The sequence below is a fragment of the Streptomyces sp. NPDC057694 genome (assembly GCF_042799415.1).
GTDB lineage: Bacteria > Actinomycetota > Actinomycetes > Streptomycetales > Streptomycetaceae > Streptomyces.
Genome location: NZ_JBHVIX010000009.1, coordinates 23,349 through 45,113 on the forward strand (window position 1 = coordinate 23,349; position 21,765 = coordinate 45,113).

17 protein-coding genes and 2 tRNA genes are annotated in these 21,765 nt (G+C 70.0%); 7 read left to right on the forward strand and 12 right to left on the reverse strand.

What is annotated here, in order from left to right; all coding sequences use genetic code 11:
• Window positions 1-64 precede the first annotated feature (64 nt).
• Together ACFVDP_RS20910 and ACFVDP_RS20915 are read left to right on the forward strand one after the other, a co-directional pair.
• Window positions 65-1,108: a glycosyltransferase gene (locus ACFVDP_RS20910; protein WP_383491960.1), complete on the forward strand. Its 1,044-nt coding sequence runs from the start codon at window positions 65-67 to the stop codon at window positions 1,106-1,108.
• Between the two features lie 26 nt (window positions 1,109-1,134).
• Window positions 1,135-1,299 carry a hypothetical protein gene (locus ACFVDP_RS20915; protein ID WP_383491547.1) on the forward strand — a complete coding sequence of 55 codons (165 nt, stop codon included), beginning with the start codon at window positions 1,135-1,137 and terminating at the stop codon, window positions 1,297-1,299.
• A gap of 63 nt (window positions 1,300-1,362) precedes the next feature.
• Here ACFVDP_RS20915 and ACFVDP_RS20920 read toward each other — a convergent pair whose 3' ends face one another.
• Window positions 1,363-3,993 (reverse strand): valine--tRNA ligase, encoded by a 2,631-nt coding sequence (locus ACFVDP_RS20920; RefSeq protein WP_383491549.1) that lies wholly within the window; start codon window positions 3,991-3,993, stop codon window positions 1,363-1,365.
• A gap of 115 nt (window positions 3,994-4,108) precedes the next feature.
• Between ACFVDP_RS20920 and ACFVDP_RS20925 the strand changes: the two genes are divergently transcribed.
• Window positions 4,109-5,074, forward strand: a complete 966-nt coding sequence (locus ACFVDP_RS20925) for a hypothetical protein (protein WP_383491551.1) — start codon at window positions 4,109-4,111, stop codon at window positions 5,072-5,074.
• Between the two features lie 75 nt (window positions 5,075-5,149).
• Here the strand turns inward: ACFVDP_RS20925 and clpX are convergent, their stop codons facing one another.
• The 5 genes from clpX to ACFVDP_RS20950 all read right to left on the reverse strand — a co-directional run bounded on the left by clpX (window position 5,150) and on the right by ACFVDP_RS20950 (window position 9,902).
• Complete coding sequence (gene clpX / locus ACFVDP_RS20930; protein WP_383491553.1) at window positions 5,150-6,436, reverse strand: ATP-dependent Clp protease ATP-binding subunit ClpX; 1,287 nt, start codon at window positions 6,434-6,436, stop codon at window positions 5,150-5,152.
• Window positions 6,437-6,591: 155 nt separating this feature from the next.
• Window positions 6,592-7,251, reverse strand: coding sequence for an ATP-dependent Clp protease proteolytic subunit (locus ACFVDP_RS20935; protein ID WP_361541877.1), 660 nt, complete (start codon window positions 7,249-7,251; stop codon window positions 6,592-6,594).
• A 56-nt stretch (window positions 7,252-7,307) separates the two neighbouring features.
• Window positions 7,308-7,913 carry an ATP-dependent Clp protease proteolytic subunit gene (locus tag ACFVDP_RS20940; protein WP_383491962.1) on the reverse strand — a complete coding sequence of 202 codons (606 nt, stop codon included), beginning with the start codon at window positions 7,911-7,913 and terminating at the stop codon, window positions 7,308-7,310.
• Window positions 7,914-8,309: 396 nt separating this feature from the next.
• On the reverse strand, window positions 8,310-9,674 hold the full coding sequence (tig, locus tag ACFVDP_RS20945; protein WP_383491555.1) for a trigger factor: 1,365 nt from the start codon (window positions 9,672-9,674) through the stop codon (window positions 8,310-8,312).
• Between the two features lie 151 nt (window positions 9,675-9,825).
• Window positions 9,826-9,902, reverse strand: a tRNA-Pro gene (locus tag ACFVDP_RS20950).
• Between the two features lie 189 nt (window positions 9,903-10,091).
• On the opposite strand from ACFVDP_RS20950, the gene ACFVDP_RS20955 reads away from it, so the two are divergent.
• Window positions 10,092-10,165 (forward strand) — tRNA-Gly (locus ACFVDP_RS20955).
• Between the two features lie 126 nt (window positions 10,166-10,291).
• Here ACFVDP_RS20955 and ACFVDP_RS20960 read toward each other — a convergent pair.
• Window positions 10,292-10,486 carry a hypothetical protein gene (locus ACFVDP_RS20960; RefSeq protein ID WP_111668373.1) on the reverse strand — a complete coding sequence of 65 codons (195 nt, stop codon included), beginning with the start codon at window positions 10,484-10,486 and terminating at the stop codon, window positions 10,292-10,294.
• Between the two features lie 670 nt (window positions 10,487-11,156).
• Between ACFVDP_RS20960 and ACFVDP_RS20965 the strand changes: the two genes are divergently transcribed.
• Window positions 11,157-12,329 (forward strand): acyltransferase family protein, encoded by a 1,173-nt coding sequence (locus ACFVDP_RS20965; protein WP_383491558.1) that lies wholly within the window; start codon window positions 11,157-11,159, stop codon window positions 12,327-12,329.
• On the opposite strand, the gene ACFVDP_RS20970 is transcribed toward ACFVDP_RS20965, so the two are convergent.
• The 3 genes from ACFVDP_RS20970 to ACFVDP_RS20980 all read right to left on the reverse strand — a co-directional run bounded on the left by ACFVDP_RS20970 (window position 12,326) and on the right by ACFVDP_RS20980 (window position 16,480).
• Window positions 12,326-12,787: an HD domain-containing protein gene (locus tag ACFVDP_RS20970; protein WP_383491560.1), complete on the reverse strand. Its 462-nt coding sequence runs from the start codon at window positions 12,785-12,787 to the stop codon at window positions 12,326-12,328. The genes ACFVDP_RS20965 and ACFVDP_RS20970 overlap by 4 nt on opposite strands.
• Window positions 12,788-13,250: 463 nt before the next feature.
• Window positions 13,251-15,683: an ABC transporter permease gene (locus ACFVDP_RS20975; RefSeq protein WP_383491561.1), complete on the reverse strand. Its 2,433-nt coding sequence runs from the start codon at window positions 15,681-15,683 to the stop codon at window positions 13,251-13,253.
• The gene (locus tag ACFVDP_RS20980; RefSeq protein WP_383491563.1) at window positions 15,683-16,480 is read right to left on the reverse strand and encodes an ABC transporter ATP-binding protein; all 798 of its coding nucleotides are present in this window, start codon (window positions 16,478-16,480) and stop codon (window positions 15,683-15,685) included. Before ACFVDP_RS20980 ends, ACFVDP_RS20975 begins: the two co-directional genes overlap by 1 nt.
• A 252-nt stretch (window positions 16,481-16,732) precedes the next feature.
• On the opposite strand from ACFVDP_RS20980, the gene ACFVDP_RS20985 reads away from it, so the two are divergent.
• The gene (locus ACFVDP_RS20985; RefSeq protein WP_383491565.1) at window positions 16,733-17,911 is read left to right on the forward strand and encodes a cation:proton antiporter; all 1,179 of its coding nucleotides are present in this window, start codon (window positions 16,733-16,735) and stop codon (window positions 17,909-17,911) included.
• A 438-nt stretch (window positions 17,912-18,349) separates the two neighbouring features.
• Here the strand turns inward: ACFVDP_RS20985 and ACFVDP_RS20990 are convergent, their stop codons facing one another.
• Window positions 18,350-19,522, reverse strand: a complete 1,173-nt coding sequence (locus ACFVDP_RS20990; protein WP_383491566.1) for a PP2C family protein-serine/threonine phosphatase — start codon at window positions 19,520-19,522, stop codon at window positions 18,350-18,352.
• A gap of 138 nt (window positions 19,523-19,660) precedes the next feature.
• On the opposite strand from ACFVDP_RS20990, the gene ACFVDP_RS20995 reads away from it, so the two are divergent.
• Entirely contained in the window at window positions 19,661-20,890 is a 1,230-nt protein-coding gene (locus tag ACFVDP_RS20995; protein ID WP_383491568.1) for a GNAT family N-acetyltransferase, read from the forward strand.
• Here the strand turns inward: ACFVDP_RS20995 and ACFVDP_RS21000 are convergent.
• Entirely contained in the window at window positions 20,887-21,702 is an 816-nt protein-coding gene (locus ACFVDP_RS21000; protein ID WP_383491570.1) for an Fpg/Nei family DNA glycosylase, read from the reverse strand. The two genes, ACFVDP_RS20995 and ACFVDP_RS21000, sit on opposite strands and share 4 nt — an antisense overlap.
• Window positions 21,703-21,765: the final 63 nt, after the last annotated feature.

The following is a 21,765-nucleotide window of genomic DNA, read 5'->3' on the forward strand; positions in this document are numbered from 1 at the left end:
CCACAGTCGGCGGCGTACGGAAATCCCCGTACGGCACGACGAAGGCCCGAGGGGCTGCTTGGCAATGGAACTGGTCGCGGTGATCCCCGCGCACGACGAACAGGACCGCATCGGCACGGCCCTGGCCGGCCTGCGGCAGCAGACCGTGCCGCCGGACCGGATCGTGGTGGTCGCCGACAACTGCGCCGACGGCACCGCGGACTTGGCCCGCGCGGCCGGCGCCGAGGTGTTCGCCACCGAGGGCAACCGGCACAAGAAGGCCGGCGCGCTCAACCAGCTCCTGGCCACACTGCTGCCCACCCTCGCCGACACCGACGCGGTCCTCGTCACGGACGCCGACTGCGCCCTCGACCCGGCGTTCCTCGCCGTGGCCCGCGACCATCTGGCCCGGGGCTACGGCGGTGTCGGCGGCGTCTTCCGCGGTGACGGGGGCGGCGGCTTCGTCGGCCACCTCCAGCGCAACGAGTACGCCCGCTACGCCCGTGACGTCGCCCGCCTCAAGGGCCGCTGCCTGGTCCTGACCGGCACGGCCGCCGTCTTCCCCGTCCACGTCCTGCGGGAGATATCCCGGGCCAGGAGGTCCGGCGCGCTGCCCGCCGGCGACGGCACCGGCGGCATCTACGACACCACCGTCCTCACCGAGGACAACGAACTCACCTTCGCCATCAGGCACTTGGGGTACGAGGTGATATCCCCCGCCGGATGCACCCTGGTCACCGAGGTCATGCCGACGTGGCGCGATCTGTGGCGCCAGCGGCTGCGCTGGAAGCGCGGCGCCGTCGAGAACTGCTTCCAGTACGGCATGACCCGGATCACCTGGCGCTACTGGGGCCGCCAGCTCCTGACGTTCCTGGGCGTGCTGGTCACCTTCGTCTACCTGGGGACCATCGTCTGGGCCCTGGCCTCGGACGGCCTGCACGTCCAGCCGTTCTGGATCGCGGTGACCGGGATCTTCGTGGTCGAGCGGGTGGTGACCGTACGGCTGCGGGGCTGGCGGCAGATGCTCGTCGCCGCCTCCATGTACGAACTCGTCCTCGACTTCTTCCTCCAGGCCTGCCACGGCAAGGCGTACGCCGACGTGCTGCTGCGCCGCCGCCGCGCCTGGTGACCCCCGAACCACCCTGGGAGGCCCTCATGTACAACAACCCGACCTCGGCCGCCGCCGCGGGCACCGTCGCCTCGGGCGGCGCGCTCGCCGCGACCGGCGCGCAGGTGCTGTGGCTGTTCCTCGCCGCGTTCGCGCTGATCGCGGTGGGCACGGCGATCGCCCGGATCGTGCCGCGCGGACGCAAGCGGTAGCCGTACGTGAGTGGGCCCCCGGAACCTTTCGGTTCCGGGGGCCCACTCACGTACGGGTACAGGTCACGCCTGCGGCAGTCGCTCCAGCTGCGCCTGGATGCGGGCGATGTCCTCGTCCGCCTTGGCCAGGCGGGCCCGGATGCCGTCGACGACCTTCTCCGGGGCCTTGCCGAGGAACTTCTCGTTCCCGAGCTTGCCCTCGGCCTGCGCCTTGTCCTTCTCGGCGGCGGCGAGGTCCTTGGCGAGCCGCTTGCGCTCGGCCGCCACGTCGATCGCACCGGACAGGTCGAGCGCGACCTCGGCGCCGGCGACCGGAAGCGTCGCCGCGGCCGAGAAGTCCTCGCCCTCCGGCTGGAGCTTCAGCAGCTGGCGGATGGCCGGCTCGTGCGGGGCGAGCGCGGTGCCGTCCAGGGTGAGGCGGGCCGGGACGCGCTGGCCCGCCTTCAGGCCCTGCTCGGCCTTGAACCGGCGGACCTCGACAACGACCTGCTGCACCGTGGCGATCTCCCGCTCGGCCGCCTCGTCGCGGAAGCCGCTGTCCTTCGGCCAGTCGGCGATCACGACGGACTCGCGCCCGGTGAGCGTCGTCCACAGCGTCTCGGTGACGAAGGGGACGATCGGGTGCAGCAGGCGCAGCGTGACGTCGAGGACCTCACCGAGGACCCGGCCCGACACCTTGGCCGGCTCGCCGCCCGCCATGAACGTCGTCTTCGACAGCTCGACGTACCAGTCGAAGACCTCGTCCCACGCGTAGTGGTAGAGCGCGTCGGAGAGCTTCGCGAACTGGTAGTCGTCGTAGAACGCGTCGACCTCGGCCACCGTCTTGTTCAGCCGGGACAGGATCCAGCGGTCGGTGGCCGTCATCTCGGACGGCTCCGGCAGCGGGCCCTCGATCGTCGCGCCGTTCATCAGCGCGAAGCGCGTGGCGTTCCAGATCTTGTTGGCGAAGTTGCGGGACGCCTGGACCCAGTCCTCGCCGATCGGGACGTCCGTGCCCGGGTTGGCGCCGCGCGCCAACGTGAAGCGGAGCGCGTCCGAGCCGTACTTGTCCATCCAGTCCAGCGGGTCCACCACGTTGCCGAACGACTTCGACATCTTCTTGCCGTTCTCGTCGCGGACGAGACCGGTCAGGGCGACCGTCTTGAACGGGACCTCGCCGTCCATCGCGTACAGACCGAACATCATCATCCGGACGACCCAGAAGAAGATGATGTCGTGGCCGGTGAGCAGGACGTCGGTCGAGTAGAACTTCTCCAGATCCGGGGTCTGCTCGGGCCAGCCCAGCGTGGAGAACGGCCACAGACCGGACGAGAACCAGGTGTCGAGGACGTCCTCGTCCTGCTTCCAGCCCTCGGCCTCGGTGCCGGGCGGCTGCTCGTCGGGGCCCACGCAGACGACCTCGCCGTTCGGCCCGTACCAGACCGGGATGCGGTGGCCCCACCACAGCTGACGCGAGATGCACCAGTCGTTGAGGTTGTCGACCCAGTCGAAGTACCGCTTCTCCATCTCCTTGGGGTGGAGCGTGACCCGGCCGTCGCGGACGGCGTCACCGGCAGCCTTGGCCAGCGTCTCGACCTTGACCCACCACTGGAGCGACAGGCGCGGCTCGATGGTGGTCCGGCAGCGCGAGCAGTGGCCGACCGAGTGGACGTAGGGGCGCTTCTCGGCGACGACGCGGCCCTGCTGACGCATGGCGTCGACGATGGCGGAGCGCGCCTCGAACCGGTCCAGACCCTGGAACGGGCCGGGGACCGTGATGACCCCGCGCTCGTCCATGATCGTCATGAATTCGAGGTCGTGCCGCTGGCCGATCGCGAAGTCGTTCGGGTCGTGGGCGGGCGTGACCTTCACGGCGCCGGTGCCGAACTCCGGGTCGACATGCGTGTCCGCAACGACCGGGATCGTGCGGTCCGTCAGCGGCAGCTTGATGCGCTTGCCGATGAGGTGCGCGTACCGCTCGTCGTCCGGGTGGACGGCGACCGCGGTGTCACCGAGCATCGTCTCGACCCGGGTGGTCGCGACGACCACGCTGTCGTTGCCCTCGCCGTACTTCAGCGAGACCAGCTCGCCGTCGTCGTCCTGGTAGTCCACCTCGATGTCCGAGATGGCGGTCAGGCAGCGCGGGCACCAGTTGATGATGCGCTCGGCGCGGTAGATCAGCTCGTCGTCGTAGAGCCGCTTGAAGATGGTCTGGACGGCGCTGGACAGGCCATCGTCCATCGTGAAGCGCTCACGCGACCAGTCGACGCCGTCGCCGAGGCGGCGCATCTGGCCGAGGATCCGGCCGCCGTACTGCTCCTTCCACTCCCACGTCTTCGCGACGAAGGCCTCACGGCCGATGTCGTGCCGCGACTTGCCCTCCTCGGCGAGCTGCTGCTCCACCTTGTTCTGCGTCGCGATGCCGGCGTGGTCCATGCCGGGCAGCCACAGCGCCTCGAAGCCCTGCATGCGCTTGCGGCGGGTGAGGGCGTCCATGAGCGTGTGCTGGAAGGCATGGCCCAGGTGGAGCGAGCCCGTGACGTTCGGCGGCGGGATGACGATCGTGTACGGCGGCTTCTCGCTCTTGGCGTCCGCCGTGAAATAGCCCCGGTCTACCCAGCGCTCGTACAGCGTCTCCTCTACCTCGGCCGGCGCGTACTGGGTCGGCAGTTCGGTGGTGGGCGCTGAGTGCTGCTGCTGAGAGTTCTCGGTCACGCAGCCAGTTTAGAGGGGTCACAGTCCCGTACTGAAACCGAATCCGGTGGCCCGATCCGCACGGGCGTACGCCAGGATGTCAGGAGCACATAAGCATCGGGAGGGAACCCAACCCATGAGCTACAACCAGCCGGGCCCCTACGGAGGCCAGCAGCCGCAGCAGCCGGGGCCGTACGGCCAGCAGCCGCAGCAGCCTGGCCCGTACGGCCAGCAGCAGCCGCAGCAGCCCCCGCAGCCCGGCTACGGGTATCCCCAGCAGGCACCCCCCGGTGTCCCGCCCCAGCAGCCGAACCCGTACGGCCAGCAGCCGCAGCAGCCCCAGGCCCCGCAGGCCGGGTACGGCTACCCGCAGCAGCAGGCCCCGTACGGCCAGGACCAGTACGGCCAGTACCCGCCGCAGCCCCCGGCCGGCGGTGGCGGCGGCAAGAAGGTCGGCCTCATCATCGGCGCGGTCGCGGTGGTCGCGGCGATCGGCGTGGGGGCGTACTTCGTGATCGGCGGGAGCGGGAGCGGCAGCCAGAGCGTCTCCGACGACGGCGCCCACAAGCTGTCGACACCCGCGACGGTCCTCACCGAGTACAAGAAGGACGCCAGTACGACCGGTGGCTTCAGCTCCTCGGACATGCAGGACGCCGAGAAGGACGGCCTGAAGAACGGCACGCCCGTCAACGCCTCCTACAAGGCAGGGGAAGCCTCCGACCCCCTGAACGGCAAGATGTTGCAGTTCCAGGGCGCCTACGGCGAGATCGACGACCCCGGCAAGCTCGTCACCGGCATGTTCGACAAGGGCGCGCTCGGCAGCAGTGGCGACGGCAAGACCTCGCTGGTCGGCAGCCCCACGGACTACAGCACGGACGACTACGTCATGAAGTGCCAGGAACTGAAGACGGACGGCTCCGCGGCCGGCTCGACCGCCGGCAAGGACGTCCACATGCCGGTCTGCATCTGGGCCGACAACAGCACGGTCGCCCTGGTCATCCCGATCACGCTCTCGGACATGATGTCCGGCAAGACGGCGGACCTGAAGTCCGCGGCGGACATCACCGCCAAGCTCCGCAAGGAAGTCCGCGTCCCCGCGTAACACGTGCGGCGGTACGCGAAAGGGCCCCGACCGGAGATCCGGTCGGGGCCCTTCGCTGCGTCAGATGCCGTACGGCTACGCCGACTTCTGCTCCCCGCTGCCGCCGCCCCGCACATCGCGCGGGATCAGCGTCGGGTTCACGTTCGAGTGGACGGCCTCCGCTGTGATGACGACACGGGCCACGTCCTTGCGGGACGGGACCTCGTACATCACCGACTGGAGGACCTCCTCCATGATGGCCCGCAGACCTCGCGCACCGGTGCGGCGCAGGATCGCCTGGTCGGCGATGGCCTCCAGCGCCTCGCGCTCGAAGTCCAGCTCCACACCGTCGAGTTCGAACAGGCGCTGGTACTGCTTCACCAGTGCGTTGCGCGGCTCGACGAGGATCTGGAGCAGGGCCTCGCGGTCCAGGTTGTGGACCGAGGTGATGACGGGGAGACGGCCGATGAACTCGGGGATCATCCCGAACTTCACCAGGTCCTCCGGCATGACCTCCTGGAACTGGTCCTTCTCCTCCAGCTCGCGCTTGGAGTGGATCGTCGCGCCGAAGCCGATGCCCTTGGCGCCGGCCCGCGACTCGATGATCTTCTCCAGACCGGCGAAGGCGCCGCCCACGATGAACAGCACGTTCGTCGTGTCGATCTGGATGAACTCCTGGTGCGGGTGCTTGCGACCGCCCTGCGGCGGGACCGAGGCCGTCGTGCCTTCGAGGATCTTGAGCAGGGCCTGCTGGACGCCCTCGCCCGACACGTCGCGCGTGATGGAAGGGTTCTCGCTCTTCCTCGCGACCTTGTCGATCTCGTCGATGTAGATGATGCCCGTCTCGGCCTTCTTGACGTCGTAGTCAGCGGCCTGGATGAGCTTCAGCAGGATGTTCTCGACGTCCTCGCCGACGTAGCCCGCCTCGGTGAGCGCCGTGGCGTCCGCGATCGCGAACGGCACGTTCAGCATCCGGGCCAGGGTCTGTGCGAGGAGCGTCTTGCCGGAGCCGGTCGGGCCGAGCAGCAGGATGTTGGACTTCGCCAGTTCGATGGCGTCGTCACGGCTGCTGCCCCCGCCGTTCTCCCCGGCCTGGACGCGCTTGTAGTGGTTGTACACCGCCACGGAGAGCGCCTTCTTGGCGGCCTCCTGGCCCACGACGTAGCCCTCGAGGAACTCGTAGATCTCGCGCGGCTTGGGAAGCTCTTCCCAACGCACTTCGCTCGTCTCGGCGAGCTCTTCCTCGATGATCTCGTTGCAGAGGTCGATGCACTCGTCGCAGATGTATACACCGGGGCCTGCGATGAGCTTTTTGACCTGCTTCTGGCTCTTTCCGCAGAACGAGCACTTGAGCAGATCGCCGCCGTCACCGATGCGTGCCACGAGGTGCTTCCCCTTCGCCTGGGAGACGCCACGTTCAGCGACTCCTGGTGCCTGTATCCGACGGTACCTTGCCGGGCCCCCCGTTCGGGCCCCCCTTGGCACGGTTCACTTTGACGTGAACCGTGCCGGGGAATGGCAGACGATACAGCGCGCGGTTACGCGATCGCCTCGTTGTTCATCTTGCGGGTGGAGATGATCTGGTCCACCAGGCCGTACGCGAGGGCGTCCTCGGCCGTGAGGATCTTGTCGCGCTCGATGTCGTCGCGGATCTTCTCGATCGGCGTCGTCGAGTGCTTGGCCAGCATGTCTTCCAGCTGCGTACGCATCCGGAGGATCTCGTTGGCCGCGATCTCCAGGTCGGAGAGCTGCTCGCGGCCGGTGCCGCCGGAGGGCTGGTGGATCAGGACGCGCGCGTTCGGCAGGGCCATGCGCTTGCCCGGGGTGCCGGCGGCGAGCAGGACGGCGGCCGCGGAGGACGCCTGGCCCATGCAGACCGTCTGGATGTCCGGCTTCACGAACTGCATCGTGTCGTAGATGGCCGTGAGGGCCGTGAACGAGCCGCCGGGGCTGTTGATGTAGATGGAGATGTCGCGGTCCGGGTCCATCGACTCCAGGCACAGCAGCTGCGCCATGACGTCGTTGGCCGAGGCGTCGTCGATCTGGACGCCGAGGAAGATCACGCGCTCCTCGAACAGCTTCGCGTACGGGTCGTACTCACGCACGCCCTGCGAGGTGCGCTCGACGAAGCGCGGGATCACGTAGCGGTTGTCGACCTGCGGGCCCGTGTAGAGGCCGCTGCCGGGGATGTTGTTCATGATGGCGGTGTTCCGTCCTGGTGAGGGAGGCAGTGGGCTGGGATCGGGGCCTGGGCTCAGGCGCCCGTGCCGCCGCCGCCCGGAACACCCGTAGCGGCAGTGATGATCTCGTCGATGAGGCCGTACTCCTTGGCCTCCTCGGCGGTGTACCAGCGGTCGCGGTCACCGTCACGGATGATCGTCTCGATGGTCTGGCCGGAGTGCTCGGCGGTGATCCGCGCCATGCGCTGCTTCGTCCGCAGCAGGTACTCGGCCTGGATCTTGACGTCCGAGGCCGTACCACCGATACCGGCGGAGCCCTGGTGCATCAGGATGTCGGTGTTCGGGAGCGCGAAGCGCTTGCCCGCGCTGCCACCGGTGAGCAGGAACTGGCCCATCGAGGCCGCCATACCCATACCGATCGTGACCACGTCGTTCGGGATGTACTGCATGGTGTCGTAGATCGCCATGCCGGCCGTCACCGAGCCGCCGGGGCTGTTGATGTAGAGGTAGATGTCCTTGTCCGGGTCGGCGGCAAGGAGCAGCATCTGCGCGGTGATCTTGTTGGCGATTTCGTCGTCGACCTGCTGGCCGAGGAAGACGATCCGCTCGCCGAGCAGCCGGTTGTAGACATGGTCGCCGAGGCCACCACCGATGGACGGCTCGCCTGCGGCGGAAGGCATCTGAATCGTCACGTATCCACCTGCTCGTCTCTGACGGCCACGCGCCGTCTCGCGTCTCTAGCTGGGGGCGGGGCCCTTGCTCAGGGACTCCCCTGCCCTCCTCTTCATGGACCCTAACGCGCGGGTCCCTTCGGGGAATCCCGCAGATGGAACTGTTCGCTGTGAGCGCAGGTTCAGGTCAGCCCCGCCAGGGGCGCGGGGAACTGCGCGAGAAGCCCCACGGACCCGCAGGCGCGTCTGCCACGCGAGCGACCACGGCGGGTGCGGCTCGCACGTGGCTGAGCGCGCCCACGCGGCGGAGCCGCAAACAGACACAGCCCCGCGCCCCTGGCGGGGCGCGAAGGCCCCCGGGACATCACATGTCCCGGGGGCCTTCGCTGATGACGCTACGGACGATCAGGCGTCCTGGGACTCCTCGGCCGGCGCCTCGGCGGCAGCGGCCTCGTCCTCGTCGTCCTCGAGGTCGACGACCTCACCGTTGGTGTCCTTGACGGTGGCGGCCTCGACGACCACGGCAAGAGCCTTGCCGCGGGCGACCTCGCCGACCAGCATCGGAACCTGGCCACCCTCGACGACCGCCTGGGCGAACTGGTCGGGGGACATGCCGGAGGAGGCGGCGCGACGCATGAGGTGCTCGGTGAGCTCCTCCTGGTTCACGTTCAGCTTCTCCTTGTTGACGAGCTCGTCGAGGACGAACTGCGTCTTGATGCCCTTGACGGCCTGCTCGCGCGTCTCGGCGTCGAACTCCTCGACCGTCTTGCCCTGGATCTCGAGGTACTTCTCGATGTCCAGGCCCATCTGGCCGAGCTGGTGGTGCTCGAGGTTGTGCTTGCGGGTGTTGACCTCGTCGTCGAGCAGCTTCTCGGGGACGGGGACCTCGACCAGCTCGAGCAGCTTCTCCAGGACACGCTCCTGGGCCTGCGTGGCCTGGTCGTACTGCTTCATGTTCTCGAGGCGCTTGCGGCTGTCGGCCTTCAGCTCGTCGAGGGTGTCGAACTCGGAGGCGAGCTGGGCGAACTCGTCGTCCAGGGCCGGGAGTTCGCGGGCGGCGACCTGGGTGACCTTGACGGTGACCTCGGCCTCCTTGCCCTCGGCGGAGCCGCCCTTGAGCTCGGAGGTGAAGGTGGCCTCGCCACCGGCCTCCAGGCCCTTCACGGCGTCGTCGATGCCATCCAGCAGTTCACCGGAGCCGATGGTGTAGGAGACGCCCGAAGCGACGCCGTCCTCCAGGACCTCGCCCTCGACCTTGGCCTCAAGGTCGATCGTGACGACGTCGCCGTCCTCGGCGGCGCGCTCGACCGGGGAGGTCGAGGCGAAGCGGTCGCGCAGCTGCTCGACCGACTTCTCGATGTCCTCGTCGGTGACCTCCACCGCGTCGACCTCGACCTCGATGCCGGAGTAGTCCGGGATCTCGATGGCCGGGCGGATGTCGACCTCGGCGGTGAAGTTCAGCGTCTCGCCGTCCTTCAGCTCCGTGATGTCGACCTCGGGCTGGCCGAGGACGTTCAGCTCGGCCTCGTTGACCGCCTCGGTGTAGAACTTCGGGAGGGCGTCGTTGACGGCCTCCTCCAGCACCGCACCGCGGCCGAAGCGCTGGTCGATGACGCGGGCCGGGATCTTGCCCTTGCGGAAGCCCTTCACCGTGACCTGCTGGTTGATCTTCTTGTACGCCGCGTCGAGGCTGTCCTTGAGCTCCTCGAAGGGCACCTCGATGCTGAGCCGAACCCGGGTCGGGTTCAGGGTCTCCACGGCGCTCTTCACGGTTCGGTCTCCTTGGGGGCTGACTTCTTGGGTTCTGCCCGGTTGAGAGACACACGGGCATGCAGCTTGCATAGTAACGGCACGCCGCAGCCCAGCCACAATGCGATCTTGAAGCAGCCCGTGATGCGGGCGGGAGACTGGGTGAAGTAGCTGGTCGGGGTGGCGGGATTTGAACCCACGGCCTTCCGCTCCCAAAGCGGACGCGCTACCAAGCTGCGCCACACCCCGTTCGGTGCGACACGTAGGGTACATGCCCGCAGACCGTGCGGCCCCCGCATTCCGGACCGCGGCGCGGAGGCCGGCGAGGTCGTCGGCACGGCCGTCGGCGGGGGCGCCCGAAAGGGGGTGTGCGGGCGAGGCCCATGACCCGCTACGATGCCTTTCGTGCCGCCGCCGGTGATCGGTGGTGGGCGCTGTGCGGGCGTAGCTCAATGGTAGAGCCCTAGTCTTCCAAACTAGCTACGCGGGTTCGATTCCCGTCGCCCGCTCCATTCGGCACAAGGCCAGGCCAGAGGATTCGTTCTCGGTCTGGCCTTGTTCGCGTTCCGGGGGCTCTTCCCGGGGCTCATGGGGGACGCGGGCCGGGCCGGGGCCTTTCTCGATCCCCGGCCCCGGCCTCAGAAATTGATCGAGCTGATGCTCTCCGCGACGGAGTTGAGGAAGTTGTTGATCGCGGGAGCCATTCCGGTCGACGCCAGGAAGAAGCCGAAGAGCACCGCGACTATGGCGGGCCCCGCCTTGATCGAGCCTCCGCGCATGAGCACCACGAGGACGATCGCCAACAACAGCACCACTGACAGCGAAATGGCCACACTGATCACACCCTAGGTCGGTCCGCTCTCCCGGCCCGGGGGGCACAGCCCCGCACACCCCCCGCCAGAACCATCGTGCCACCAACCCGGCCCCTGTATGCGGTCGGTGACGCATCGTCGGCCACGCGGGCACGGGGGCGCGAACGATGCGCATGCCCGCGGCGCGGGTGCGGCGCACGTCGCGGCAGGGATGGCGGGGGTCCACAGGGGCGCCGGCGGGGGTCGGAATTCGGCTTGATCGTTTCCATCGGGGCACGTGCGGCGCACACATGCCCCTCGCATGTCGTTCCCGGTTTTCACGCGCTTTCCACCTGGCATACGCACAGGTGAATCCAGGGAATTCGGCGGCTCATTACCGCCCCAGGACGGCACGGTACGGAATGGCTCGTACGGGGGCATTCCGGCGTAGTCGACCGAGGGCGATATGCGCTGTTTAAGTGGGATTAACAGTGTGATGACGGACAGATCGTCACGAGTTCGACGACGTACGGACGCATGTCGACTTCCGCGAATCCGGGGGTACCCGGAAGCGATAAGGAGGAATCACATTGCGGGTTTTACGAAATCCCACAGGCACCACTAGGGTGCCTCAGATGTTCCACACTGCCATGACCTCCTCCGGCGCAGTGCGGTCCCGGACGGTCTCCCCGAGTTCTCGGCGGGAGGGCCTGTGACCAGCTCGCTGTATCCGCACGGCTCGCATCGCACGCCTCTCCCCCCGGCCGCGGTTCCCGCGGACGGCGTGCCGTCCCCCAAGACCCGGCAGCCTCCCAGCCCGGCAGCGGCTCCCGCTCCCGCCGGCGCCCCCAGGGCGAAGCAGCGGGACGCGTTCTTCGACAACGCCAAGTACCTCGCCATCGTGTTCGTGGCGATGGGGCACTCCTGGGAACCGCTGACCGACCGCAGCCGCGCCGCCGAGGCGCTGTACATGGTCGTCTACACCTTCCACATGCCGGCGTTCATCGTCATCTCCGGTTATTTCTCGCGGTCCTTCGACGCGAGCCCCCACCGACTCAAGCGGCTGATCACCGGGGTCGCGGTCCCGTACGTCCTCTTCGAGATCGCGTACACCTTCTTCAAGCGGACCGCCGGGGGCGACCCCGACTACCCGATCAGTCTGCTCGACCCCTGGTACCTGACCTGGTTCCTCGTCGCGCTGTTCGTGTGGCGGCTGACCACGCCGATCTGGAAGATCGTGCGGTGGCCGCTGCCGCTGGCCGTCGCCGTCGCCGCGCTGGCGTCCATCTCGCCGGAACTCGGGGACGACCTGGACCTTCAGCGGGTGCTGCAGTTCCTGCCGTTCTTCGTCCTCGGCCTGTGCCTGAAGCCCGAGCACTTCCAGCTGGTGCGGCGGCGCGAGGTACGGATCCTGGCGGTGCCGGTCGCGCTGTGCGCGCTCGCTCTCGCGTACTGGGCCGGACCCCGGATGACGTCCGCCTGGTTCTACCACCGCGACAGCGCGCAGGAGCTGGGTGCTTCGTGGTGGGCCGGCATCGTGATGACGCTCGCGCTGTTCGGCGCCTCGGTCGTGCTCACCGCCTGCTTCTTCGCCTGGGTGCCGGGGCGGAAGATGTGGTTCACGGTGCTCGGTGCGGGGACGCTCTACGGGTATCTGCTGCACGGGTTCCTGGCGAAGGGGTCCCGGTTCTGGGGCTGGTTCGACGCCGCCTGGGTGCACACGCCGTGGGGCGAGATCGTCGTCACGGTCATTGCCGCGTCCATCATCACCGTGCTGTGTACGCCGCCTGTGCAGCGGCTGTTCCGGTTCGCCATGGAGCCGAAGATGGAGTGGGCGTTCCGGCGGGATGCCGCTGAGTTGGCGCGGCGGCGGCACGGGGCTTAGTTCTTTTCCGGGTTCGTTTCCGGGGCCAGGCCGAGGAGGGTGCGCATCTTCGCGTATTTCCGGGTCAGGCGGGTGCGGGTCGGCTCGTCCAGGGTCGCCAGGCGGGCCGGGTTCGTGTTGTGGGCCAGGTCCGCCTCCTTGATCAGGCGGGCGCCGGGGGTGGCGAGGATGCGGTGGGCGTAGGTCTCCGGGTCCTCGCCCTTCTGTTTCGTCAGGGCTCGGATCATGGCCTTGGTGTGGTCCGTGAGCGGTGCTGTCGTCAGCCATTCCTCGGAGAGGGCGTTGTCCTCGATCGCGTCGTGGAGCCAGGCTGCCGCGATCTGCTCTTCGGTGCCGTTGTGGGCTTTGACTCCGTCGGCTACGGCTTGCAGGTGCTCGGTGTAGGGGTGGCCGGCCTTGTCGGTCTGGGTGGCGTGGGCCTGGCGGGCCAGGGCCTCTACTTCGGTGAGGGTCAGCATGGGGTGAGGGTAGGTGCGTTGCGCAGTTCCCCGCGCCCCTGATGGGTTGGCCTTCGGCTGACGGCCGGTGGCCGCTTCTCGCGCAGTTCCCCGCGCCCCTGGAGCGTGCGCTACGCGCTGCTCATCCGTTGTCGGCTGACCGCCGGTGGCCGCTTCTCGCGCAGTTCCCCGCGCCCCTGAGGCAGGCGCTTCGCGCCGCCTCCCCCTGAGGCTGCGCTTCGCGCGCCTCTCCTGGAGGGACGGGGCGCGCCTCCACCTTGGGCAGGTGGCGCGCCTCCACCTTGGCCAGGGGCGCGCCTCTCCTGAAGGGTGGGTGGCGCGCCTTTGATGAGATGCCGCACGAAGTGCGCATCTCAGGGGCGCGGGGAACTGCGCGAGAAGCCCCACCGGCCGTCAGCCGACCGACAACCCAAGGGGCGCGGGGAAGGCCGCAGGTGAACGGCAAACCCACGGGTGCCGCGGGCTACCTGCGGATTGTCCATCTGGCCGGGAGGGTGGTGGAGGCCAGGCCCAGGGTGAGGGTTGCCGCGGCGAATGCGGCGTAGAGGGGCGGGGGGATGTAGGGGGAACGGTCCAGGAGGCCCTGGGTCATGGGGGTCAGGGTGGCCAGGGCGATGGCCGTGCCGAGGACGATGCCGGTGCCCGTCACCAGGAGCGCCTCCCAGTGGATCATGCGGAGCACCTGGCGTCGGGTAGAGCCGATCAGCCGCAGGGTGCCGAGTTCCCGTCGGCGGTCCAGGACGGTCATCACCAGCGTGTTCGCCGCCGCGATCGCCGCGAACCCGCCCAGCACGGCGGCCATCGTCGTGTTCGCCCAGGCGTTCAGCTCCCGGTCCAGGGACTGCGCGGAGGTGTAGTCGGCGCGGGCCAGCGGCGTGCCCAGGGCGGACAGGGCGTGTGTCGTGCCGCCCTTGGTCCAGAGTTCGGTGGCGTACGGGTTCGTGACGTGGCCCGCCAACGCCGCGCGGGGAAGCGTGACCTGTGCGAGGCCCAGACCGCGTTCGTACGTGGCCGAGACCGTCGGGGACGCCTTGGTGCCGTCGGGCAGGTGCAGGGCGACGTGGTCGCCGACTCCCACGTCAAGGCTGTCCGCCAGCGAGGCGTCCAGGGCCACGCGGTCCGGGGACGACAGGTCCAGGGCGCCGTGGGTGACCTTCAGGTCCTGGACGCGGGCGAGGTCCCGGGCGGTGCCGGTGACGGCCTGGGTGGACGCCGGCATCAGCGAGCCGGCCGCCGGGACGAGCACCGAGGAGCGGTACACCCCGACGGCGGCGGTGACCCCGGAGATGCGGCCGGCCTCGGTGACGGCGTCCGGGGCCAGGCCCGCACGGGACGTGACGATGTGGTCGGCCGTGATGCCGGCCTTCTGCTGGTCGGCGGCGGCCCGGTCCTCGCTGGTGTGCAGGAAGACCAGGACGGAGGAGAAGGCCATGGCGAGGACGATCGGAGTGATCGCGGAGGCGAGACGGCGGGCGTTCGAACGGGAGTTGGCCGCCGCGAGGGAGGCCGACGCGCCCGCGCCGCGCAGCGGGAGCCCGAAGAGTCCGGCGAAGGCGCGGGCCACCAGCGGGCCGAGCAGCGCCACGGCGAGCATGAAGCACATGACGACGCCGAGGGCGGTGTTGGCCGCGTCGTCCCCGCTGAGCTGTCCGGCGACGACCGCGAGGACGGCGCCCCCGACCGCCGCCGCGATGCCCAGCGGCGTGCGGATCCAGCCGACGCGCAGCCGCTCCACCGACGCCTCGGCCAGGGCCTGCCCGGGCTTGCTGCGGGCGGGGCGGCGGGCGGCCAGGTAACCGGCGAGGAGCGCGGTGAACAGGGCGGCGCCCACCGCCACGACGAGCGGGATCCACGAGACGGAGAGGTCCACGGCCCCGGGGACCGCGCCCTTGTCCCGGAGCTGGCCGAACCACCAGTGGGCGAGGGCGATGCCGGGAAGGCAGCCGAGCGCGGCCGCGGGCGGGGCGACCAGGAGGGTCTCGGTGGCGATGGCGCGGCGGATCTGGCGCGGGGTGGTGCCGATGGCCCGCAACAGGGCGTATTCGCGGGCCCGTTGGCCCACCGAGAGGGCGACGGTGCCGGCCGCGGTGAAGACGGCGACGAGGGTGGCGATGCCGCCGAAGGAGCCGCCGAGGCCCATGAGGGTCTCCTTCGCCTCGGCGAGGCTCGCGTCCTCGACGGCGCCGCGGTCGTCGCCGGTGTGCACGTGTGCCGCCTTCGCGCCGGACAGGGCGTGTTCGACCTGTGAGGCGAGGGTGGCCGCGGAGACTCCGGCCTTGGGCAGGACGGCGATCGCGTCGGTCCGCCCCGGGTGCCCTGAGGCGCGTACGGCGTCGGAGTCCGCGAGCCAGAACGTGCCGCCGCCCGTCGTCGTGCCGGAGACGCGGTAGGTGTGCGCGCCCTCGGGGGTGGTGAGGGTGACGCGGTCGCCGGTGCGGGCGCCGCCCGAGGTGACGATCTCGCCGGATTCCGGGGCGCGGCCCGAGGTCAGTTTCTCGCCGGTGAAGGCGGTGGAGGCCCAGTTGTGGGCGTCGGCGGCCCGGCCGTCGCGCTGGACCGGGAAGGTGAGGTCGGCGACCGCCGTGCGGGCGCCGGGGGCCGTGCCCGCCTTCGCCGCGAGGGAGTCGGCGAGCCGGGCCCGGTCCGGGAGCGGGACCGCCTCGTCCTCGCGGGTGTCGCCGGAGCCGGTGATCCGGTGGGCGCGCTGGTCGGCGGCGACCACGACGGGGGCGTTCGCGTAGCGCTCGGGCGGGACCGACGCCCGTATCCCCGTCTCCAGGAGGATGCCGCACGCCGAGACGATCAGGGCGGCCATCATCAGGGCGACGAAGGTGCCCGCGAACGCGGCGGGCTTGAAGCGCAGTGCGGCCCGGGCCAGGCCGTTGGGGCGGAACATCAGGCGGCCGCCGGGACTGCGGCGCGGGCGGTGAGGGTGTTCATGCGGGCGGCGATGGCGTCGGCCGGGGCGCCTTCGAGGTGGTCCACGATCAGGCCGTCGGCGAGGAACAGGACGCGGTCCGCGTGGGCGGCGGCCACCGGGTCGTGCGTGACCATGACGACGGTGGCGCCCATCCGGTCGACGGCGGCGCGCAGCAGTCCCAGGATCTCGCGGGCGGTCGTGGTGTCGAGGGCGCCGGTCGGCTCGTCGGCGAAGATCACGTCGGGGCTCGTGACGAGGGCGCGGGCGATGGCGACGCGCTGCTGCTGGCCGCCGGAGAGTTCGCCGGGGCGGCGCTTTCCCTTGTCGCCGAGGCCGACCCGGGTGAGGACGTCGGCTGCGCGGCGGCGGTCGGGGCGCTGTCCGGCCAGGCGCATCGGGAGCAGCACGTTCTGCTCGACGGTGAGCGAGGGCAGCAGGTTGAACGCCTGGAAGACGAAGCCGAGGCGGGTGCGGCGCAGCTCGGTGAGCCTGTTCTCGTTCATGCCGGTGATCGTCGTGCCGCCGAGGGCGACGGTGCCGTCGGTGGGGCGGTCCAGGCCCGCCGCGCACTGCAGGAACGTCGACTTGCCGGAGCCGGAGGGGCCCATCACGGCGGTGAACGTGCCGGTGGGCAGGGCGAGTTCGATGCCGCGCAGGGCGTGCACCGCGGCTGCCCCGCGACCGTACTGACGGCGTACGCCGCGCAGTTCGACGGCCCAGCCGCCCTCGCGCGGTGCCTCGTCGTGACGCTGGCGCTTCTTGCGCAGGCCCATGGTCGCCCTCTCGTACGTGCCGGTGTCGGTGTCGGTGCCGATACCTCGAACGTACGGATTCCAGGGCCCCGTGGACCATGAGGGCGACCGGCGGATCGGGGGTGGGGAGAACCCCACCACGGGACCTTCGGCCTGCCCTCCGAGTACTTTGGTAAGCTAACTATTGACGTTTTCTTGACGATCCCTTTACCAAAGCGGGTCGCCAGTACAAGGAGGAACGGGCCCATCGGACACGCAGACACCTTGATAGCCATGGGCGGCGCCTTTCTCGCCGCCGCCGTTCTCGCCCGCCTCGGCGGGCGCATCGGACTTCCCACGATCCCCCTGTTCATCCTGGCCGGGATCCTGCTCGGCCCCCACACACCGGGCGTCGTGCTCCTGTCGGACCCGCACGACCTGGAGATGCTCTCCGCGCTCGGTCTGGTCCTGCTGCTCTTCTATCTCGGCCTCGAGTTCCACATCGACGACCTCAAGGCGGGCGGCCGCAAGATGGCCGTCGCCGGCGGGACGTACCTCGCGCTGAACGTCGGCGCCGGCCTCGGCTTCGGATTCGCCCTCGGGTGGGGCACCTCCGAGGCTCTGGTCCTCGCCGGGGTACTCGGCATCTCGTCGTCCGCGATCGTCACCAAGGTGCTGGTCGACACCGGGCGCCTCGGCAATCCGGAGACCAAGCCGATCCTCGGCATCATCGTGGTCGAGGACATCTTCCTGGCGCTGTACCTGGCCGCGTTGCAGCCGATCCTGTCCGGCGCCGACTCGCTGTCCGCGGCGGTGATCGACGGCGGTAAGGCGTTCGGGTTCCTGCTGCTGCTCGCGCTCGCCGCGCGGTTCGGGACCCGGGTCGTCGGCAAGCTCTTCAACACCAAGGACGACGAGCTGCTCGTCATCTCGTTCCTCGGTGCCGCCGTGTTCGTGGCCGGGGTCTCCGAGTGGTTCGGGGTGGCCGACGCGATCGGGGCGTTCATGGTCGGACTCATGCTCGGGTCGACCGCGTCCGGGCCGCGCATCCTGAAGCTGGTGCATCCGTTGCGGGACGCCTTCGGCGCGATCTTCTTCTTCGGATTCGGGTTGTCGATCGATCCCGGGGATCTGCCGAGTGTGGTGTGGCCGGTGCTGGCCGCTGTCGCGGTGACGCTGGTGATGAATGTGCTGGCCGGGTTGGGGGCTGCCAGGGTGTACGGGTTCGGGGCCGGGCCCGCCGCCAATATCGCTACGACGCTGCTGGCTCGGGGGGAGTTCGCGTTGATCCTGGCCACGATGGCCGCCGGCGCGGGGCTCGACGAGCGGCTTTCGCCGTTCATCGCCGGGTATGTGCTGGTGCTTGCCGTGCTTGGGCCGTTGGCCGCCGGGCGCTCCGCTTGGTTGGGTCGGATTTTGCCTGGGGGGCGGGTGCCTGTGCCGGTCGAGGAGCGGGTCGGGGCCGGGGTCTGACCCTTCGGTCGTCGCCGGGGGGGGGCGGGGCGGTGGGGCCGTCACCATGGTGCCGCTGCCGTCGTGGCTGGTCGCGCAGTTCCCCGCGCCCCTTATCGGGTTGTCGTTCGGCTGACGGTGAGTGGGGCTTCTCGCGCAGTTCCCCGCGCCCCTGAAGGGTTGACCTTCAGCTGACGGCCGGTGGCCGCTTCTCGCGCAGTTCCCCGCGCCCCTGAGGCAGGCGCTTCGCGCCGCCTCTCCCTGAGGCTGCGCTGCGCGCGCCTCCACACGAGACAGGGGCGTGCGCCTCTCCTGTGGAGGCGGCGGGCGCGCCGCCTTTGATGAGATGCCGCACGAAGTGCGCATCTCAGGGGCGCGGGGAACTGCGCGAGAAGCGGCCACCGGCCCGCAGACGGAGAACTACCTAGGGGCGCGGGGAACTGCGCGAACAGCCCCGGGCTAAGCGTCCCGGCAGATCAGGAGGAGGGCCCGGTCGTCGTTGACGTCCTTGGCTACTGCTTCGATCAGGTGCCAGGCCGCGCCGTGGAAGCCTCCCTGGACGTAGCGGTCGGCCTCGCCGGTGAGGCGGTCGATGCCCTCGGCGATGTCGCGCTCGGAGGTCTCCACCAGGCCGTCGGTGAAGAGCATCAGGACGTCGCCGGGCCGCAGCGAACCCTTGGTCGCGTCGAACTCGGCGCCGTCGTACACCCCGAGAAGGGGACCCTCCGCCGCCATTTCCTCCCAGCGGCCCGTACCGGCACTCAGCTGGAGGCCCGGCGGGTGACCGGCCGAGTAGAGCTCGTAGTCGCCCGATTCGAGGTCCAGCACGAGATGGATGGAGGTCGCGAAGCCCTCGTCCCAGTCCTGGCGGAGCAAGTAGCCGTTGGCCGCCGGGAGGAAGGCGTGGGGCGGCAGCGAGCCCAGGAGGCCGCTGAAGGCGCCGGCCAGGAGCAGTGCGCGGGACGCGGCGTCCATGCCCTTGCCGGAGACGTCCGTGAGGACGACTTCGAGCGTGCGGCCGTTGTTCGTGCGGGCCGCCACCACGAAGTCACCGGAGAACGACTGACCGCCCGCCGGCCGCAGCGCCATCTCCCGATGCCAGCCGACCGGAAGCTTCGGCAGCCGCGACTGGGTGCGGATGCGCTCGCGCAGGTCGAAGAGCATCGTGCCGCCGCGCCGCCAGGGCACACCCACCCGGCTGCGGAACTGCGCTATCAGCAGCCCGAAGAAACCGCAGGCGGCGACCGTGAGCACGGTGCCGGGCGTGACCGCCGCCGGATGCTGCTCGTAGGGGCCGAGCCGGTACGACTCGACGATCAGCGCCGTGGCGGCCGCCGCGTACAGGCCGAGCAGGCTGGCCGGACGCAGCAGCAGACCGCCCGCGACGATCGGCAGGACCAGCACGGCAGGGGAGCACCAGACCGGGTTGAGGATCGTGGCGCAGGCGATCAGAGGGACCATGAGCAGCAGCCCGGCCAGGGCGATCCAGTCGGAACCGTCGCCGCGGAAGTAGTCCACCCCGGATTTGCGCACGGCTGTGCGGACCCGGTGCATACGCATTCTCAACCGGGCCGGGAACGTCTCGGCTTCGGCGCGCTGTTCGCGCGCACGCCTGTCTCGTCGTACGGCCATTGCTCGTGGACCTTATCCATCGGTCCAGGATCTGTGCACGGGAGGTCCCACTTGTCCCCCTTTCCGGGCACGTCCCGGGCCGGGACGCCACGGCTAATTCGCTCGCTGTCGTCCCGCTCGCCCTGGTACGCATGTCGGATGACGATCGACCTGCGCACGCTGAACCGCGACGAGTACGACCGCTGGTACGGGCGGCTGATGCTGGCCTTCGGCGGGGTGCCTGAGCCGCCGCAGGAGCGGCAGCTGATGGACGACCTGACGGAGTTCGACCGGTCGATCGGGGCGTGGGACGGCGCGGACTGCGTGGGCACCGCGAGCGCGTTCTCGTACCGGGTCGCGGTGCCGGGCGGCGCGTTCCTGCCCGCCGGGGGCGTGACGATGGTGAGCGTCGCCGCCACCCACCGCAGGCGCGGCATCCTCACCTCGATGATGCGGCGCCAGCTCGACGACGTACGGGAGCGGGGCGAGGCGCTCGCCGTGCTCACCGCGTCCGAGCCGGCGATCTACGGCCGTTTCGGCTACGGCATCGCGACCCGGCAGCTGGCGGTCACCGTCGAGTCGTCGCGGGTGCGCATCGAGGCGCCGGACGGGACGGACGACGTCACGCTGCGGTTCGTGGACGTGACGGAGGCCGCCGAGCGGTGCGAGGCCGTGTACGCGCGCACGATCGGTACCCGGCCGGGGAACCTGGCCCGCTCCCCCGGCTGGGAGCGGCTGCCGCTGCTCGACCCGCCGGAGGAGCGGCACGGAGGGTCGGCGATGCAGTGCGTGCTCGCCGAGCGGGCGGGCGAGGTCGTCGGATTCGTCCGCTTCCACATCAAGCCCGACTCCGAGTGGTCGGTGCCGACCAGCCGGATCCAGGTGCGCCACATCAGCGCGCTCGACCCGGCGGCGTACGCGGCGCTGTGGCGGTTCCTGCTCTCCGTCGACCTGACGGAGTTCGTGGAGGCGCGGAACGTGCCGGTGGACGACCCGCTGCTGTCGATGGTGTCGGACATCCGCCGGTGCGCCGTCCGGATGCGTGACTCCCTGCACGTACGTCTGGTGGATGTGGGCGCGGCGCTCGAAGCGCGTACGTATCTCACGCCGGTGGACGTGGTGTTCGAGGTCGAGGACGCCTTCTGCCCCTGGAACGCGGGGCGTTGGCGGCTGACCGGCGACACGAAGGGCGCGTCCTGCAAGCGGACCGAGGACTCCCCCGAACTGTCGCTTTCCGTACGGGAGTTGGGCGCCGCCTATCTCGGTGACACGTCACTGGGCGCGCTGGGGGCGGCCGGGCGGGTGCGGGAGTTGCGGCAGGGGGCGCTGGCGGAGGCGTCGGTGGCGTTCGGGTCGGCCGTCGCGCCCTGGTTGCAGCACGGGTTCTAGTAAGCGCCGGGAGGCTGGCAGGTCGGGCACCAGAAGAGGTTGCGCGCCGCCAGTTCGGCGGCGCGGATCTCCGTGCCGCACAGGTGGCAGGGCTGCGGGGCGCGCCGGTAGACGTAGACCTCGCCGCCGTGGTCGTCGACGCGCGGCGGGCGGCCCATCGCCTCCGGGGTGTGCTCGGGGCGGACCGTGTCGATGCGGTTGAGGCGGACGCCCTCGCGCATGAGGGCCACCAGGTCGTCCCAGATCGCGGTGAAGCGGGCCTCGGTGATGTCCCTGCCCGGGGTGTACGGGTCGATGCCGTGCCGGAAGAGGACCTCGGCGCGGTAGACGTTGCCGACGCCCGCGATGACCTTCTGGTCCATGAGGAGTGCGGCGATCGTGGTGCGGCTGCGGGAGATCCTCGCGTACGCCCTGGCCGGGGTGTCGGTGGGGCGCAGGGGGTCCGGGCCCAGGCGATCGTGTATCGCCTGCTTCTCGGCGTCCGTGATCAGGGCGCAGGTGGTGGGGCCGCGGAGGTCCGCGTAGTGGGTGTCGTTCTTCAGGCGCAGGCGGACCGTGTCCGTGGGGGGTGGGGCCGGGGTGTCGCCGAGGGTGTATTTGCCGAAGAGGCCGAGGTGGATGTGGATCCAGGACTCGTCGAAGCCCAGGAACAGGTGTTTGCCGTGGGCCTCGGTGGTGGTGAGTTCCTGGCCCGTGAGGAGGGCCGCCGCGTCGGAGAATTTGCCCTGGGGGCTGGTGACCTGGGTTTTTCGGCCTGCGAATCGCTCCGCGTGGTCTTTTGCCAGGCGGTGGATCGTGTGGCCTTCGGGCACGACTTTTCCTCTCGGGGCGGGCATGGCGACGGCGATCGAGGACCAGGACACGGGGCTCTGCCC

What these genes read in the sequence shown, in the direction of transcription:
- ACFVDP_RS20910 (WP_383491960.1), top strand. Translation starts at nt 65, where the DNA reads ATGGAACTGGTCGCGGTGATCCCCGCGCACGACGAACAGGACCGCATC.
- ACFVDP_RS20915 (WP_383491547.1), top strand. Translation starts at nt 1,135, where the DNA reads ATGTACAACAACCCGACCTCGGCCGCCGCCGCGGGCACCGTCGCCTCG.
- ACFVDP_RS20925 (WP_383491551.1), top strand. Translation starts at nt 4,109, where the DNA reads ATGAGCTACAACCAGCCGGGCCCCTACGGAGGCCAGCAGCCGCAGCAG.
- ACFVDP_RS20935 (WP_361541877.1), bottom strand. Translation starts at nt 7,251, where the DNA reads ATGAACAACATCCCCGGCAGCGGCCTCTACACGGGCCCGCAGGTCGAC.
- ACFVDP_RS20940 (WP_383491962.1), bottom strand. Translation starts at nt 7,913, where the DNA reads ATGCCTTCCGCCGCAGGCGAGCCGTCCATCGGTGGTGGCCTCGGCGAC.
- ACFVDP_RS20970 (WP_383491560.1), bottom strand. Translation starts at nt 12,787, where the DNA reads ATGCTGACCCTCACCGAAGTAGAGGCCCTGGCCCGCCAGGCCCACGCC.
- ACFVDP_RS20975 (WP_383491561.1), bottom strand. Translation starts at nt 15,683, where the DNA reads ATGTTCCGCCCCAACGGCCTGGCCCGGGCCGCACTGCGCTTCAAGCCC.
- ACFVDP_RS20980 (WP_383491563.1), bottom strand. Translation starts at nt 16,480, where the DNA reads ATGGGCCTGCGCAAGAAGCGCCAGCGTCACGACGAGGCACCGCGCGAG.
- ACFVDP_RS20985 (WP_383491565.1), top strand. Translation starts at nt 16,733, where the DNA reads ATGGGCGGCGCCTTTCTCGCCGCCGCCGTTCTCGCCCGCCTCGGCGGG.
- ACFVDP_RS20990 (WP_383491566.1), bottom strand. Translation starts at nt 19,522, where the DNA reads ATGGCCGTACGACGAGACAGGCGTGCGCGCGAACAGCGCGCCGAAGCC.
- ACFVDP_RS20995 (WP_383491568.1), top strand. Translation starts at nt 19,661, where the DNA reads ATGACGATCGACCTGCGCACGCTGAACCGCGACGAGTACGACCGCTGG.